Below are 16092 nucleotides of genomic sequence, written 5' to 3' on the forward strand. Positions count from 1 at the left end.
AACCGTAGGCTCGCTGCTGATGCCCACGACACGTGCAACCCCCGAGGACCACTCCGCCGTCCGCAGTCTGCTGCGCCTGTGGCCGTTTGTCCGGCCCGTCCGGGCGCGGCTGTTCACCGCCGCGTTCGTCGCGGTCGTCGCCTCCTGTGTGGGGCTGGTGATCCCGCTCGTCCTGAAGTGGGTCGTGGACGGGCCGGTGGCCGGCCGCGACCCGGCCGGGGTGTGGCTGGGCGCGCTGTTCCTGCTGCTGCTCGGCTTCGCCGAGGCCCTGCTGTTCGGGTTCCGGCGCTGGCTGGTGGCGCGGCCGCTGGCGGCGGTCGAGGCGTCGATGCGGGACGCCCTCTACCGGCGTCTCCAGCGGCTCCCGATGGCCTTCCACGACCGCTGGGCCTCCGGCCAGCTGCTGTCGCGCGCGACGACCGACCTCATGCTCCTGCGCATGTTCCTGGCCTTCCCGCTGACCTTCCTCCTCGTCAACGGGGTGACGATCCTCGCCGGCATCGTGATCATGCTCGCCCAGGACGTCGTCCTCGGCCTGGTGATCCTGATCCCGACGGTCCCGGTCGTCGTCACCTGCGTGCTCTTCGAGAAGCGCTACGCCGAGGTGGCCCGGCTGGCCCAGGACCAGGTCGGCGACCTGACGACGGTGGTCGAGGAGAGCGTCCTCGGCATCCGTATCGTCAAGGGCTTCGGCCGGCACCGCAGCCAGGCCCGCGCCTTCCGCGAGCTGTCCCGCACCCTGCGGGGCACCGAGCTGCGCAAGGCCCGTCTGCTGGCCGCGATCTGGGCCGTCATCGTGACCCTCCCGGAGCTCGCGATCGGCGCCGCGCTGGTGCTCGGCACCGTACGGGTGGCCGACGGCGTGCTGTCCGCGGGCACCCTCGTCGCCTTCCTCTCCACCGCCCTCGCGCTGCGCTGGCCCGTCGACTCCATCGGCTTCCTGCTGGCCATGAGCCAGGAGGCGGCGACGGCGACGGAGCGCTACTACGAGGTGATGGACGAGGAGCCGGAGGACCCGGGCGCGCCCGCCGCCGTGACGCACCCCGGCCACGACGGACTGCGGTTCGAGGGCGTCACCTTCCGCTATCCCGACGCCTCCGCCGACAGCGCGCCCGTCCTCGACCGTCTGGACCTGCACGTCAGACCCGGCGAGTCGATGGCCCTGGTGGGAGCGACCGGCAGCGGCAAGACCACCCTGACCGCCCTGGTCCCCCGGCTGCACGAGGCGACCGGCGGCCGGATCACCGTCGACGGCGTGGACATCACCACCGTCCCGCGCGAGGAACTGCGCGCCCTGGTCGCCGTCGCCTTCGAGGAACCCACCCTCTTCTCGGCGAGCGTCGGGGAGAACGTCCTGATGGGAGCGGGCGCCGACGCGGGCCCCGAGGACCTCGACCGGGCCCTCGACATCGCCCAGGCCGCCTTCGCCCACAGCCTGCCCCAGGGCACCGGCACCCAGGTCGGCGAACAGGGCCTCAGCCTCTCCGGCGGGCAGCGGCAGCGGCTGGCGCTGGCCCGCGCCGTCGTCGGCAGACCCCGTTACCTGGTGCTGGACGACCCGCTGTCCGCGCTGGACGTGCACACGGAGGCCGCCGTGGAGGCCGCCCTGCGCCGCGTGCTGGCCGACACCACGGCCCTGATCGTGGCGCACCGGCCCTCCACCGTGCTGCTCGCCGACCGGGTCGCCCTGCTCTCCGAGGGCCGTATCGCGGCCGTCGGCACCCACCACGAACTGCTGCGCACCAACGCCGAGTACGCGCACCTGATGTCCGGAGCGGACGAGGAGGCCCCGGTATGACGGCGACAGCCGCCGGCGCGACGACCCAGGACCCGGCCGACGACGAACCGGCGCGCCGCGGCGACGACCCGTTCGACAACGACACCCTGCCCACACCGCCGGGGGCCGTGGGCGCCCTGCTGCGCTCCCTGCTCGCCCCCATGAGGGCGAGGGTCGCGCTCACCACGCTCGTGCTGCTGCTCCAGCAGGCGGCGGTCCAGGCGGGCCCGCTGCTCGTCGCGTACGCCATCGACCGGGCGGTCCCCGCCTTCCGCGAGGACGACCTGGGCCCGCTGTGGGCGGTGGCGGCCGGCTATCTGCTGAGCGCGCTCGCCGCGGGCGCCCTCCAGTACGCGTTCATCGTGACCTCCGCCCGGGTCAGCCAGGACGTGCTGCTCGACCTGCGCGGCAGGATCTTCCGGCACGCGCAGGCGCTCAGCGTCGACTTCCACGAGCGCTACACCTCGGGCCGGCTGATCTCCCGGTCCACCACCGACGTGGAGTCGCTGCGCGAGCTGCTGGAGGAGGGCCTCCAGGAACTCGTCACGGTGGTGCTGTCCTTCGTCTACATCTCGGCGCTGCTGCTCTGGCTGGACCTCGGCCTCGGCGCGGTCGCGGTGGCCTCGTTCGTGCCGCTGTACGGGCTCGTCCGGCTGTACCAGCGGCGGGCGGCCCGGGTGTACGAGGAGCGCTCCACGGCGATCGCCCGGGTGATCGTGAAGTTCGTGGAGACGATGAACGGCATCCGCCCGGTGCGCGCGTTCCGCCGCGAGACGGTCAACGACGCCGAGTTCGGCGCGCTCAACCACCGCCACGAGCGCACCAACGGCGACGCCCTGCTGGAGATGGCCCGCTACGTGGTCGGCTCCCGGCTGGTCGCCAACACCGCCGTCGCGCTGATCGTGCTGTGGGGGGCCTACCGGGTCGCCGGCGGCACCCTGGAACTGGGTGTGCTGGCCGCGGCCGTGCTGTACCTGCGGCGGCTGTACGACCCGATCGACCGGCTGGGCATGTTCCTCAACTCCTACCAGTCGGCGGCCGCCTCGCTGTCGAAGATCGCCGGGCTGCTGGCGCAGACGCCGACGGTCCCCGAGCCCGCCGCTCCCCGGCAGCTTCCCCCGGCGCCCGGCGAACTGCCCGGCCGCGAGGTCGTCTTCGACGGCGTCCGGTTCGCCTACCGCACCGGCGGCGAGGTGCTGCCCCGCTTCGACCTGACCCTGCCGGCCGGGCAGACGGTCGCCGTGGTCGGCTCGACCGGCGCGGGCAAGTCCACGCTGGCCAAGCTGCTCGCCCGGTTCTACGACCCGACCGAGGGCCAGGTGCTGCTGGACGGCGTCGACCTGCGCGAGCTGGCCGTGTCCGAACTGCGGCGCGGGGTGGTGATGGTGACCCAGGAGGCGTTCCTGTTCTCCGGCACGGTCGCCGAGAACATCGCCATCGGCCGCCCCGACGCCACCCGCGAGGAGATCGAGCGGGCCGCGAAGGCGATCGGCGCGCACGACTTCATCAGCGCCCTGCCCGACGGCTACGACACCGACGTGCGCAAGCGGGGCGGCCGCGTCTCCGCGGGGCAGCGCCAGCTCATCTCGTTCGCGCGGGCGCTGCTGGCCGACCCGGCGGTGCTGATCCTGGACGAGGCGACCAGCTCGCTGGACATCCCGGGCGAGCGCGCGGTGCAGCGGGCGATGACGACCGTGCTCAAGGGCCGTACCGCGGTGGTGATCGCGCACCGGCTCTCCACGGTCGAGATCGCCGACCGGGTACTGGTGATGGAGCACGGCCGCGTCGTGGAGGACGGCACCCCCGCCGAACTCGTGGGCGGCACGGGCCGGTTCGCGGACCTGCACCGGGCGTGGCGGGACAGCCTCGCATGAGGCGACGGCCGGTGATCGACGCGTACGAGGACCCCGGCACGCCCGACCACCGCGGCGGCTGGCGGTATCTGTGGTGGCTGGTGCTGCGCCAGCCGGGCCGGTCGGTGGCGGGGGCGGTGCTGGGCAGTGCCTGGATGGTGCTGCTGTCGGCGACGCCGTATCTGATGGCCCGGGCCGTCGACGAGGGCCTGGTCCCGGGCGACCTGGGCGCGCTGGCCGTGTGGACGGGCGCGCTGGTGGCGGCCGGGGCGTTCAACGCCTGGCTCGGCATCATGCGCCACCGCACGATGACCCGGGTGCGGATGGACGCCAACTTCCGCACGGTGAAGGTCGTCGTGGGGCACGCGGTTCGGCTCGGTGCCGCGCTGCCCCGGCGGATCGGGACCGGCGAGGTCATGACGATCGGCGTCGGTGACGTGGCGCAGATCAGCGGCTCGCTCACCGTGGTCGGGCCCGGGTTCGGCGCGGTGGTCGCCTACGGCGTCGTCGCCGGGCTGCTGCTTTCGGTGTCCGGGCAGCTCGCGGCGGTGGTGCTGCTCGGCGTGCCGGTCCTCGTGGTGCTCGTCGGTCCGCTGATGGGCCGGCTCCAGGGCACCGAGACGGAGTACCGGGAACGGCAGGGTGTGCTCACCGCCCGGATCGGCGACCTCGCGGGCGGGCTGCGCGTGCTCAACGGCCTGGGCGGCAAGGACCTGTTCGCGCGGGCCTTCCGCGCGGACTCGGCCCGGCTGCGCGAGCAGGGCTACCGGGTGGGGGCCGTGACCAGCTGGATGCAGGCGCTGGGCATCGGGCTGCCGACGCTGTTCCTGGCGGTGGTGACCTGGCTAGCCGCCCGGCTGGCCGCCCAGGGCGCCATCACCGTCGGCGAGCTGGTCGCCGTGTACGGCTACGTGGCGGTGCTGGTGCGCCCGGTGGCGTTCCTCCTGGAGTGCGGCTACCAGCTCGGACGCGGTGTGGTGGCCGCCCGGCACGTCGTACGGCTGCTGCGTCTGGAGCCCGATCCCGACACGGGCACGACCCCGGCGCCCGCGGAACCCTCCGTACTGCACGACCCCGACTCCGGTGTCCGGGTACGCCCCGGCCGCCTCACCGCCCTCGCGGCGGAACACCCCGCGGACGCCGTGGCCGTCACCGACCGCCTCGCCCGCTACGAGCCCTCCGCGGCCACCTGGGGCGACATCCTCCTCTCCGACATCCCCCTCGCCCAGATCAGATCCAGAATCCTCCTGGCCACCCCGGACGCGGACCTGTTCGCGGGCCCGCTGAGGGACGTGATCGACGCCCGGACACCGCCCTCAAGGAGCGCGGGACCGTACCGACCAGCGGCTCCGCCGCAGGGCGCAGCACCGACCCCACCCCACCCGGGCAGAACACCGCCCAGCACCCCCAACCCCCAAAGGGGCGCGGGACCGTACCGACCAGCGGCTCCGCCGCAGGGCGCGGACTCGGCCGCAGGACGCCAGAACGACACACCGCCCAGCAGCCCAACCCCCCAAAGGGGCGCGGGGAACTGCGCGACCAGCCACGACGCACGGTCAGCCGCGAACCCACAGCAAGAGGCACCCCCAACCGCGCACCCACGCCCACAGCAAGAGGCACCCCCAACCGCGCACCCACGCCCACAGCAAGACGCACTCCCGGACGCGAGACTCCACACCGCCCTGAACACCGCCGCCGCCGAGGACATCCTCCACGCCCTCCCCGCCGGCCTCGACTCACCGATCGACGCCCAGGCGACCAACCTCTCCGGCGGCCAGCGCCAACGCGTCCGCCTGGCCAGGGCCCTCCTCCACGACCCGGAGGTCCTCATCGCCGTGGAACCCACCTCCGCCCTGGACGCCCACACGGAAGCCCAGGTCGCCGACCGCCTCCGCACCGGCCGCGCAGGCCGCACCACCGTGGTGACCACGACCTCCCCCCTGGTCCTGGACCGGGCGGACACAGTCCACTACCTCGTCGACGGCAAGGTCGCGGCGAGCGGCACCCACGCCCGGCTGCTCGCCGAGGAACCGGGCTACCGGGCCCTGGTGTCCCGCGACGCCACCGAGGAGACCGCCGAGGAGGCCGCCGCGAACCCCGTCGAGGAGACCGCCGCCACCGAGGAGGCCGTGCGATGAGCCGGGCCCAACTGCCCGTCGCCGAACCCGCCGAGGTCCGCCGCGCCTCACTGCGGCTGATCCGGGCCGACACCCGGGCGTTCACGGTCGTCGTCGCCCTCAACGCCGCCGCGGCCGCCGCGGGCCTGGCCGGCCCCTGGCTGCTGGGCCGGATCGTCGACGAGGTCCGGGCCGGCTCCGGGACCGGCGCGGTGGACCGCCTCGCGCTCGCCATCGTGGTCTGCTCGGTGGCCCAGCTGCTGCTCGCCCGCTGGGCCCGCTACGTGGGCCACCGCTTCGGGGAGCGGACCCTCGCACGGGTGCGCGAGGAGTTCGTGGACCGCGTCCTCGCCCTGCCCGCCTCCGCGGTGGAACGCGCGGGCACCGGCGATCTGACGGCCCGCGGCACGGCGGACGTGACCGCGGTCGGCACCACCCTGCGCGACGCGGGCCCCGACCTGCTGATCAACCTCGTACAGGCGCTGTTCCTGCTCGGCGCGACGTTCGCCGTCGACCCGCTGCTCGGCGCGGTGGGCGTGTTCGGACTCCTCCCGGTCTGGCTGGTGCTGCGCTGGTACCTGCGCCGGGCCCGGGACGGCTATCTCGCCGAGGGCGCGGCCGGTTCCGAGGTCGCCGAGATCCTCGCGGCCACCGCGGCCGGGGCCCGCACGGTGGAGGCGTTCCGGCTCCAGCGGCGGCGGATCACGGCGAGCCGGGAGGCGCTCGCGGAGTCCCGGCGCCGCCGCTTCCACACGCTGTGGCTGCGCACGGTGTTCTTCCCGGTGGTGGAGGTGTCCTACGTCCTCCCGGTCGCCGGCGTCCTGCTGATCGGCGGTGTGCTGCACACGCACGGGATGCTGAGCCTGGGCTCGGTGGTGGCGGCGGCCGTGTACCTCCAGCAGTTCAGCGCGCCGCTCGACGAGATCCTGATGCGGGTCGAGCAGCTGCAGAGCAGCGGCGCGTCGTTCGCCCGGGTCGAGGGCCTGGCCGGGGCGCCGCGTACGGCCGAGGCGCGGGCGGCGGCTCCTGCGGACGACCGTATCGACGTCTCCGGCGTGCGGTTCTCCTACGGCCGCGGTGAGGAGGTCCTGCGCGGGGTGGATCTGACGATCCGCCCGGGCGAGCGGCTCGCGATGGTGGGCCCGTCGGGGGCGGGCAAGACGACGCTGAGCCGGCTGCTGGCGGGGGTGGACGCGCCGACCGAGGGATCGGTGACGGTCGGCGGGGTGCCGGTGGCGGCCCTGGACCCCGAGCAGCTGCGGCGGCAGGTGGTGCTGGTGACCCAGGACCACCATGTCTTCCTGGGTACGATTCGGGACAATCTGCGGATCGCCGCGCCGGACGCGGAGGACGGCCCGCTGTGGCGGGCTCTGGCCACGGTCGGCGCCGAGACCTGGGTGCGCGAGTGCGGCGGACTGGACGCCGAGGTGGGCGATTCGGGTATCCGGGTCGACGGCCCGCGGGCCCAGCAGTTGGCCCTCGCCCGGGTCGTGCTGGCCGACCCGCACACGCTGATCCTGGACGAGGCCACGGCCCTGCTGGACCCGGCGACCGCCCGGCACGCCGAACGCGCCCTGGCGGCCGTACTGCACGGTCGTACCGTCGTCGCGGTCGCGCACCGGCTGCACACCGCGCACGACGCGGACCGGGTGGCGGTGATGGAGGACGGCCGGATCGCCGAACTCGGCACGCACGAGGAGCTGGTGGCGGCGGACGGGCCGTACGCGCGGCTGTGGCGGACCTGGCACGGGGAACCGGGCACCGCGGGGGCCGTCGGCGACGGCGCCTTCAAGTCAGGTGAATAGTCCGCATATCGAACGCGAACCTCCGGTCAACGAACGATTTCCGGCCAATCTCTTGACGCGCTCCTGACAGGCGATGCGATCTCCTGCCACTCTTCCCACGGCCACCCCACAGCAACCCCACAGTCAGCCGAACGCACGCTGGGGGGCCGGTCACTGCTCTTCACGCACGTGGTTTCACGCACCACCCCGTTCTGCCCGGAGGGCCCACCCGCCATCCGGTCTCCCCTGGCCGCGCGACCCGCGGCCCGCAGAAGGAGTCAGTGTTGAGAAGCAGTTCCTCCCACAGACGCACCTCCCACACCCGCAAGGCCGCGGCCGTCGCCCTCGTCGGCGTCTCCGCGCTTCTGGCCGCCGCCGTCCAGGCGGGTGCCGCCTCCGCTGCGCCGCAGACGGCCCGCCCGGCCGCCGGCAAGGTGAACCCCGGCGCCCTTCCGGCCAAGCTCAGCCCGGCCGCGCGCGCCGAGCTGCTGAGCGAGGCGAACGCCGGCAAGGCGGACACCGCCCGCGGCCTGGGCCTCGGCGCCAAGGAGAAGCTGGTCGTCCGTGACGTGGTCCAGGACCGCGACGGCACGGTGCACACCCGCTACGAGCGCACCTACGCCGGCCTGCCCGTCCTCGGCGGCGACCTGATCGTCGCGACCGCGAAGGACGGCTCGCGCGAGGGTGTCGTGAAGGCGACCCGGGCGGCCATCGAGGTCGCCTCCCTCACGCCGTCCGTCGCCGCGGAGCGCGCCGAGAAGCAGGCGCTGGGCGCCGCGAAGGCCGAGCGCGCCAAGGGCGCGGACGTCAACCGCGCCCCGCGCAAGGTGATCTGGGCCGCGACCGGCAAGCCGGCCCTGGCCTACGAGACGGTCGTCGGCGGCCTCCAGCACGACGGCACCCCGCAGGAACTGCACGTCGTCACCGACGCCACCTCCGGCGCCAAGCTGTACGAGTGGCAGGGCATCGAGACCGGCACCGGCAACACGGTCTACAGCGGCACGGTGACGCTCGGCACGACCCAGTCGGGCTCGACGTACAACCTCACCGACGGGGCGCGCGGCGGCCACAAGACGTACAACCTCAACCGCGGCACGTCCGGCACCGGAACGCTGTTCTCCGGGCCCGACGACGTCTGGGGCAACGGCACCCCGTCGAACCTGGAGTCGGCCGGCGCCGACGCCCACTACGGCGCGGCGCTGACCTGGGACTACTACAAGAACGTGCACGGCCGCAGCGGTATCCGCGGCGACGGTGTCGGCGCGTACTCCCGGGTCCACTACGGCAACAACTACGTCAACGCGTTCTGGTCGGACAGCTGCTTCTGCATGACCTACGGCGACGGGTCGGGCAACGCCAACCCGCTCACCTCCATCGACGTGGCCGCGCACGAGATGAGCCACGGTCTGACCTCGGTGACCGCGAAGCTGGTCTACAGCGGCGAGTCGGGCGGTCTCAACGAGGCCACCTCCGACATCTTCGGCTCCACGGTGGAGTTCTACGCCAACAACTCCTCCGACGTCGGTGACTACCTCATCGGCGAGGAGATCAACATCAACGGCGACGGCACGCCGCTGCGTTACATGGACAAGCCGAGCAAGGACGGCGCGTCCAAGGACAGCTGGTACTCCGGCATCGGCTCGATCGACGTGCACTACTCGTCGGGCCCGGCGAACCACTTCTTCTACCTGCTGAGCGAGGGCAGCGGCACCAAGACGATCAACGGTGTCACCTACGACTCGCCGACCTCGGACGGCCTTCCGGTGACGGGCATCGGCCGCGCCAAGGCGGAGCAGATCTGGTTCAAGGCGCTCACCACCAAGTTCAGCTCCAACACCAACTACGCGGGCGCCCGTACCGGCACCCTCGCGGTGGCCAGCGAGCTGTACGGCGGCACCACCAGCGCCGAGTACAAGGCGGTCCAGGACGCGTGGGCGGCCGTCGCGGTCGGCTCCCGCTCCGGTGGCGGCGGCGGTGGCACCACGTTCGAGAACACGGCCGACGTGTCGATCCCGGACCGCGGTGCCGCGGTCACCTCGCCGATCACCGTCACCGGCCGTACCGGCAACGCGCCGAGCAACCTCCAGGTCCCGGTGAACATCGTGCACACCTACATCGGTGACCTCCAGGTGCAGCTGGTCGCGCCCGACGGCACGGCCTACACGCTGAAGGCGTACGGCACCGGCGGCAGCGCCGACAACATCAACACCACGTACACGGTGAACGCCTCGTCCGAGGTCGCCAACGGGACCTGGCTGCTGCGGGTCCAGGACAACGCGGCCGTCGACACCGGCTACATCAACAGCTGGGGACTGACGTTCCCGTAACCCGGAACGCGTCAACCCCCTTCGCCGCCCCGGTGGTTCGTCCACCGGGGCGGCGCCCCGTCTCCGGACACGAGAGGCGTTCGTTTACATTCCGGAAACGTTTACCGGACAGTAAGTTTTAGGTCAAGATCGAGCCGGGGTCATGACATGTACGCACCATGAGTGCCAGGCTTCCCCCACCGCCGCACAAGCACCAACTCCCCCACGAAACAAGGAGCCTGTGTGACCCCCCGCTACGCGCGTCACAAGCGCACCACCCTGGCCGTCGCGACCGCAGTCGCCTCCGGGGCGCTGCTGACCACCGCACTCACCGGCGGCCAGGCCGCCGCCGAGCCCGCCGCCGACTCCGGCCGCGCGGCCGTCACCGCCGCGCCGCTCGCACTCTCCCCCGCGAGCCGCACCGCGCTGATCCGCGAGGCCGACGCCGAGAAGGCCGAGACCGCCGGGGCGATAGGCCTCGGCGCCCGGGAGAAGCTGGTCGTCCGCGACGTCGTCAAGGACGCCGACGGCAGCCTGCACACCCGCTACGAGCGCACCTACGCCGGACTCCCCGTCCTCGGCGGCGACCTGGTCGTCCACGAGGACGCGGCCGGCAGAACCGAAGGCGTCACCAAGGCGGTCAGGGCCGCCATCGAGGTCGCCGACCTCACCCCCGAGATCGCCTCGACGGCCGCCGAGAAGCAGGCGGTCGGCCGCGCCAAGGCCCTCGGCGGCAGCCGCGCCGACGCCTCCGGCGCGCCCCGCAAGGTGATCTGGGCCGCGACCGGCAGGCCGGCCCTCGCCTACGAGACCGTCGTCGGCGGCCTCCAGGACGACGGCACCCCCAACGAACTGCACGTCGTCACCGACGCCGCCACCGGCAAGAAGCTCTACGAGTACCAGGGCGTCGAGACCGGCACCGGCAAGAGCCAGTACTCCGGCACGGTCACCCTCGGCACGTCCCTGTCGGGCTCGACGTACCAGCTCACCGACACCTCCCGCGGCGGCCACAAGACGTACAACAAGGCCCGCTCCACGTCCTCCTCGGCCGGCACGCTGTTCACCGACGCGGACGACACCTGGGGCACCGGCACCGCGTCCAGCTCCTCCACCAGCCAGACCGCGGCCGTCGACGCCGCCTACGGCGCCCAGGTCACCTGGGACTTCTACAAGAACTCCTTCGGCCGCAACGGCATCAAGAACAACGGTGTCGCGGCCTACTCCCGGGTCCACTACGGCAACGCCTACGTCAACGCCTTCTGGTCGGACAGCTGCTTCTGCATGACCTACGGCGACGGCACGGGCAACCTCAAGCCGCTCACCTCCATCGACGTGGCCGGCCACGAGATGACCCACGGCGTCACCGCCAACACCGCGCGCCTCAACTACAGCGGTGAGTCCGGCGGGTTGAACGAGGCGACCTCCGACATCTTCGGCACCGCCGTGGAGTTCTACGCCGCGAACTCCTCCGACCAGGGCGACTACCTCATCGGCGAGGAGATCGACATCAACGGCGACGGCACGCCGCTGCGTTACATGGACAAGCCCAGCAAGGACGGCTCCTCGGCCGACTACTGGTCCTCGTCGCTGGGCGGCCTCGACGTGCACTACTCCTCCGGCCCGGCGAACCACTTCTTCTACCTGCTCAGCGAGGGCAGCGGCACGAAGACGGTCAACGGCGTGACCTACAGCTCGCCGACGTACAACGGCTCCACGGTCACCGGGATCGGGCGCTCCAAGGCCGCCGCGATCTGGTACAAGGCCCTGACGACCTACATGACGTCGACGACCAACTACAAGGGCGCCCGCACGGCGACCCTGAGCGCGGCCTCCGCCCTGTACGGGTCCTCCAGCACGGAGTACTCCACGGTGGCGGCGGCCTGGGCGGCGGTCAACGTCAGCTGACCCGCCGACGGGCGTGGGCGGCTGTCGGCGCCGGCCGCCCCCGCTCTAGGGTAGGGCGGCATGTCCTTCACCTATGACGAGGTCGGCGCGACGCGTCGTGACGGCTACTGCCCGCCCGGCTTCCATCCGCTGCACGTCCGTACCCGGATCGGGGAGGGCGAGGCGGTGTTCCGGCGGGCCGCGGAGGCGGTCCGCACCTGGGAGATGCACAGGGCGCTCGGCGTCGGCGTACAGGCCGACGCCGAGCGCGCTGTCGAGGGCGGTGACGTGACCATCACCCTCGCCGGGGTGATCAAGGCGCCCTGCCGCGTGGTGTGGACCGTCGACGAGCCCCGCCGGGCCGGCTGGGCCTACGGCACCCTGCCGGGCCACCCCGAGTGCGGCGAGGAGTCCTTCGTCGTCGACCGCACCGGCGACGGCACCGTGTGGCTCACGGTGTCCGCCTTCAGCCGGCCGGCCAGGTGGTACTCCCGCGCGGGCGGTCCCGCCGCACGAGGATTCCAGCACGCCTACGCCCGCAGGTGCGGAAAGGTGCTGCGCGCGCTGTGCTCCGAGTCCGAGTAGGGCACGTCACCGCAGCAGTACGCCCGCTCCTTCCACCACGTCCTCCGAGGGCGTCGCCATCAGGCCCGGTTCCGCGCTGGACGCCAGCAGCCGGTGGGACGGCAGGATGCGGACCGTGTAGCCGAACGGACCGGTGCGGTCGAGGGCGAGCGGGCCCTCGTAGCACCAGTTGCCCTCCAGGTCCGGGCCGCCGCCCGGCTTGAGGGGCACCGCCGAGGCGTCGGTGAGCCGGTCCTCGGCGTCCACCCGGCCCGAGACGGCCTGCACCTCGACGTCGTCCGGACCGAGGTCGCCGAGCCGCAGCCGCACCCTGAGGGTGAGGGTGGAGCCCAGCTCGGCGGTCGTCACGGACGTGGAGGTCTCCACGTGGTCGACCGCCACCGCGTGCCAGGAGGCGCGCAACCTGGCCTTCCAGGAGGCCAGTTCACGGGCCGAGTCGGGGTCCATCGCGCGGTGGGCGTGGGCGGCCGGGGCGTACAGCCGCTCCACGTACTCCCGGACCATCCGGCCGGCCAGCACCTTCGGGCCGAGCAGGGTGAGGGTCTGGCGGACCATCTCGATCCAGCGCTCGGGCAGCCCGCCGCGGCCGCGCTCGTAGAAGCGCGGGGTGACGCGCTGCTCCAGCAGGTCGTAGAGGGCGGCGGCCTCGATGTCGTCGCGGTGGTCCACGTCGGTCCCGGCGCCGTCCGCGGTGGGGATCGCCCAGCCGAAGTCGGGCTGGAACCACTCGTCCCACCAGCCGTCCAGGACCGAGAGGTTGAGACAGCCGTTGAGGGCGGCCTTCATCCCGCTGGTGCCGCAGGCCTCCAGCGGGCGCAGCGGGTTGTTCAGCCAGATGTCGCAGCCGGGGTAGAGCTTCTGCGCCATCGCCATGCCGTAGTCGGGCAGGAAGACGATGCGGTGGCGCACCCGCGGGTCGTCGGCGAACCGGACCAGTTCCTGGATCAGCCGCTTGCCTCCGTCGTCCGCCGGGTGCGCCTTGCCCGCGACGACGATCTGCACCGGCCGCTCGGGGTGCAGCAGCAGATCCATCAGCCGGTCGCGGTCCCGCAGCATCAGCGTGAGGCGCTTGTACGACGGGACGCGGCGGGCGAACCCGATGGTGAGGACGTCCGGGTCGAGGACCTGGTCGATCCAGCCCAGCTCCGCCGTGCCCGCCCCGCGCTGCCGCCAGGACGCCCGCAGCCGGGAGCGCACCTCGGTGACGAGCTGTTCGCGCAGGGAGCGCCGCAGCTCCCAGACGTCCTGGTCGGAGGCGTCGGTGACGGCGTCCCAGCGGTCCATGTCGCCGACGGCGAGCGCGTCCTCGGTGCGCTGGGCGCCGGCCTTGCGGGCGCCGAGGCGCAGCACCTCGGGGGCGACCCAGGTCGGGGCGTGCACGCCGTTGGTGACGGAGGTGATGGGCACCTCGTCGGCGTCGAAGCCGGGCCACAGGCCGGAGAACATCTCCCGGCTGACGTTGCCGTGGAGCAGGGAGACGCCGTTGGCGCGCTGGGCCAGTCGCAGGCCCATCACGGCCATGTTGAACAGGTTCGGCTCGCCGCCCGGATAGGTCTCCATGCCGAGGCGCAGGACGCGCTCGACGTCGATGCGGGGGAGTTCGGCGTCCGGGCCGAAGTGCCGGGCGACCAGCTCCCGGTCGAAGCGGTCGATGCCCGCCGGCACGGGTGTGTGCGTGGTGAAGACCGTGCCGGCCCGCGCCGCCTCCAGGGCGGAGTCGAAGTCCAGCCCCCGGTCGCAGAGTTCGGCGATGCGCTCCAGACCGAGGAACCCGGCGTGCCCCTCGTTGGTGTGGAACACCTCCGGCTCGGCGTGCCCGGTGAGCCGGCAGTAGGTGCGCACGGCCCGGACTCCTCCTATGCCGAGGAGCATCTCCTGGAGCAGCCGGTGCTCGCTGCCGCCGCCGTAGAGCCGGTCGGTGACGCCGCGTTCGCCGAGGTCGTTCTCCTCCACGTCGGAGTCGAGCAGCAGCAGCGGGATACGGCCGACCTGGGCGAGCCAGATCCGGGCGTGCAGCGCGCGGCCGCCGGGCAGGGCCAGGGAGAGCTGCGCGGGGGTGCCGTCGGGCTCCTCCAGCAGGGCGAGCGGGAGCTCGTTGGGGTCGAGGACGGGGTAGTGCTCCTGCTGCCAGCCGTCGCGGGAGAGGGTCTGGCGGAAGTAGCCGTGCCGGTAGAGCAGGCCGACCCCGATCAGCGGGAGGCCGAGGTCGCTGGCCGCCTTCAGATGGTCGCCGGCCAGGATGCCCAGCCCGCCGGAGTACTGCGGCAGGGCGGCCGTGATTCCGAACTCGGGTGAGAAGTAGGCCACGGCGGCGGGCAGTCCCGGGGGCTGCGCCTGGTACCAGCGGTCGCCGCGGACGTAGTCGCCCAGTTCGTCGACGGCCGCTCTCAGGCGGCGCAGGAACCGGCGGTCCTGGGCGAGTTCGGCCAGCCGCCGCGGCGGCACCCCGCCGAGCAGCCGCACGGGGTCGCCGTCCGAAGCGGCCCACCGCTCGGGGTCCACCGACTGGAACAGCTCACGGGTCTCGGCGTGCCAGGACCAGCGCAGATTGCGTGCCAGATCGCTCAGGGGGCGGAGGGGTTCGGGGAGAACGGGACGGACGGTGAATCGACGGATCGCCTTCACATTCCACCTCGGCGCGTTGTGAATGGGCCCGCACGGCGAAGTGCGTCCCAACGTTCCGTACGACGGTACCGGCGCCGGTGCCGACCTCGCTGGACCTCTCGCCCATGACCTCTTCCGCCGATTTGGCCGATTCCATCCCCCGGGCCGTCCGCTCGAACTACGGTCCACGCCCCCACCTGTTCGCGCCCGGCGTGTCGATCACGTCCGCGCGGCGCAGCGACGACACTGGGCGGGTGACTTTCTCCGGTACGTCCACGGCCGCGTCGCAAGCGGCCGGGACAGCGGCGGTGTTCCTTTCCGGACATCCGAAAGCCTCACCCGCTCCGGCCGCGAAGGCTTTGGCCGGCGGGGTGGCTTCCGGCAGGGTGTCCGGAGGGGCACCCGGCTCGCCGAACAAAATTCTGCGCCTTCCGCGCCGGTAGCGGCGGACACATGGGACCGGCCCCGTTCATCCGGAACGGGGCCGGACTTGTGCGCAGACATACGCGTGAGTAGTTAACAAAGTGCCGGATTGCCCACCCGAATAGGGTGGGAAGGCTCCTGCGGTACACCTCACCGGTTCCGTCGCAGGGACACCAGCAGGTACACCCGCAGGACCCACTCCCCCAGCCATCCGCCCACCCACGTTGACGCGGACAGGAGCGGTGATGCCCGCCAAGCACCACACGTCGGCACTCCCGACGCCCAGTACCGAACCGACCCCCGTACGCCCGCGGGCCGCACGCGCCCCCGCGGGCCCGAAGGTCCCGGAACCACCCGCACCGGGACACACGCAGACCCCGGCGGCACCCACAGGCGCCGCCACGGCCGTCGGACGCATCCCCGTCCTCGACGTCCGGCCGGTCGTGCAGCAGGGCCGCCGGCCCGCGAAGGCCGTGACCGGTGAGGCCTTCGAGGTCTCCGCGACGGTCTTCCGTGAGGGACATGACGCCGTTTCGGCCAATGTCGTGCTCACCGGTCCGGACGGCCGGACCGGCGCGTTCACTCCTCTGAGTGAACTCGCCCCCGGTACCGACCGCTGGGGCGCCACCGTCGTCGCGGACCGGCCCGGCGCGTGGACGTTCACCGTGGAGGCCTGGAGCGACCCGGTCGCCACCTGGCGGCACCACGCGCGGATCAAGATCCCGGCGGGCATCGACACCGGCCTCGTCCTGGAGGAGG

10 protein-coding genes are annotated in these 16092 nt (G+C 72.8%); 9 read left to right on the forward strand and 1 reads right to left on the reverse strand.

Features of this window, described 5'->3' with window-relative positions:
* Window positions 1–19: 19 nt before the first annotated feature.
* From ACFYR0_RS32240 to ACFYR0_RS32270, 7 genes are all read left to right on the forward strand, one after another.
* Window positions 20–1798, forward strand: coding sequence for an ABC transporter ATP-binding protein (locus ACFYR0_RS32240; protein WP_389336057.1), 1779 nt, complete (start codon window positions 20–22; stop codon window positions 1796–1798).
* A complete protein-coding gene (locus ACFYR0_RS32245) occupies window positions 1795–3651 on the forward strand; it encodes an ABC transporter ATP-binding protein (protein WP_389336060.1) in 1857 nt (618 codons plus the stop codon). Before ACFYR0_RS32240 ends, ACFYR0_RS32245 begins: the two co-directional genes overlap by 4 nt.
* 11 nt (window positions 3652–3662) lie before the next feature.
* Complete coding sequence (locus ACFYR0_RS32250; protein WP_389336090.1) at window positions 3663–5768, forward strand: ABC transporter transmembrane domain-containing protein; 2106 nt, start codon at window positions 3663–3665, stop codon at window positions 5766–5768.
* Window positions 5765–7552, forward strand: coding sequence for an ABC transporter ATP-binding protein (locus tag ACFYR0_RS32255; RefSeq protein ID WP_389336063.1), 1788 nt, complete (start codon window positions 5765–5767; stop codon window positions 7550–7552). The genes ACFYR0_RS32250 and ACFYR0_RS32255 overlap by 4 nt, the downstream gene beginning before the upstream one ends.
* Window positions 7553–7815: 263 nt before the next feature.
* The gene (locus ACFYR0_RS32260) at window positions 7816–9858 is read left to right on the forward strand and encodes a M4 family metallopeptidase (RefSeq protein ID WP_389336066.1); all 2043 of its coding nucleotides are present in this window, start codon (window positions 7816–7818) and stop codon (window positions 9856–9858) included.
* Window positions 9859–10080: 222 nt separating this feature from the next.
* Window positions 10081–11742 (forward strand): M4 family metallopeptidase, encoded by a 1662-nt coding sequence (locus ACFYR0_RS32265; RefSeq protein ID WP_389336069.1) that lies wholly within the window; start codon window positions 10081–10083, stop codon window positions 11740–11742.
* 60 nt (window positions 11743–11802) lie between these two features.
* Window positions 11803–12306: a DUF1990 family protein gene (locus tag ACFYR0_RS32270; RefSeq protein ID WP_389336072.1), complete on the forward strand. Its 504-nt coding sequence runs from the start codon at window positions 11803–11805 to the stop codon at window positions 12304–12306.
* A gap of 6 nt (window positions 12307–12312) precedes the next feature.
* Here the strand turns inward: ACFYR0_RS32270 and glgP are convergent, their stop codons facing one another.
* The gene (glgP, locus tag ACFYR0_RS32275; protein ID WP_389336075.1) at window positions 12313–14931 is read right to left on the reverse strand and encodes an alpha-glucan family phosphorylase; all 2619 of its coding nucleotides are present in this window, start codon (window positions 14929–14931) and stop codon (window positions 12313–12315) included.
* A 104-nt stretch (window positions 14932–15035) separates the two neighbouring features.
* On the opposite strand from glgP, the gene ACFYR0_RS32280 reads away from it, so the two are divergent.
* Together ACFYR0_RS32280 and ACFYR0_RS32285 are read left to right on the forward strand one after the other, a co-directional pair.
* A complete protein-coding gene (locus ACFYR0_RS32280) occupies window positions 15036–15353 on the forward strand; it encodes a S8 family serine peptidase (protein ID WP_389336078.1) in 318 nt (105 codons plus the stop codon).
* Window positions 15354–15578: 225 nt separating this feature from the next.
* The coding region (locus tag ACFYR0_RS32285; RefSeq protein WP_389336081.1) for a maltotransferase domain-containing protein at window positions 15579–16092 on the forward strand (514 nt) is incomplete at its 3' end.

This window comes from Streptomyces sp. NPDC005017, from assembly GCF_042873115.1.
GTDB lineage: Bacteria > Actinomycetota > Actinomycetes > Streptomycetales > Streptomycetaceae > Streptomyces.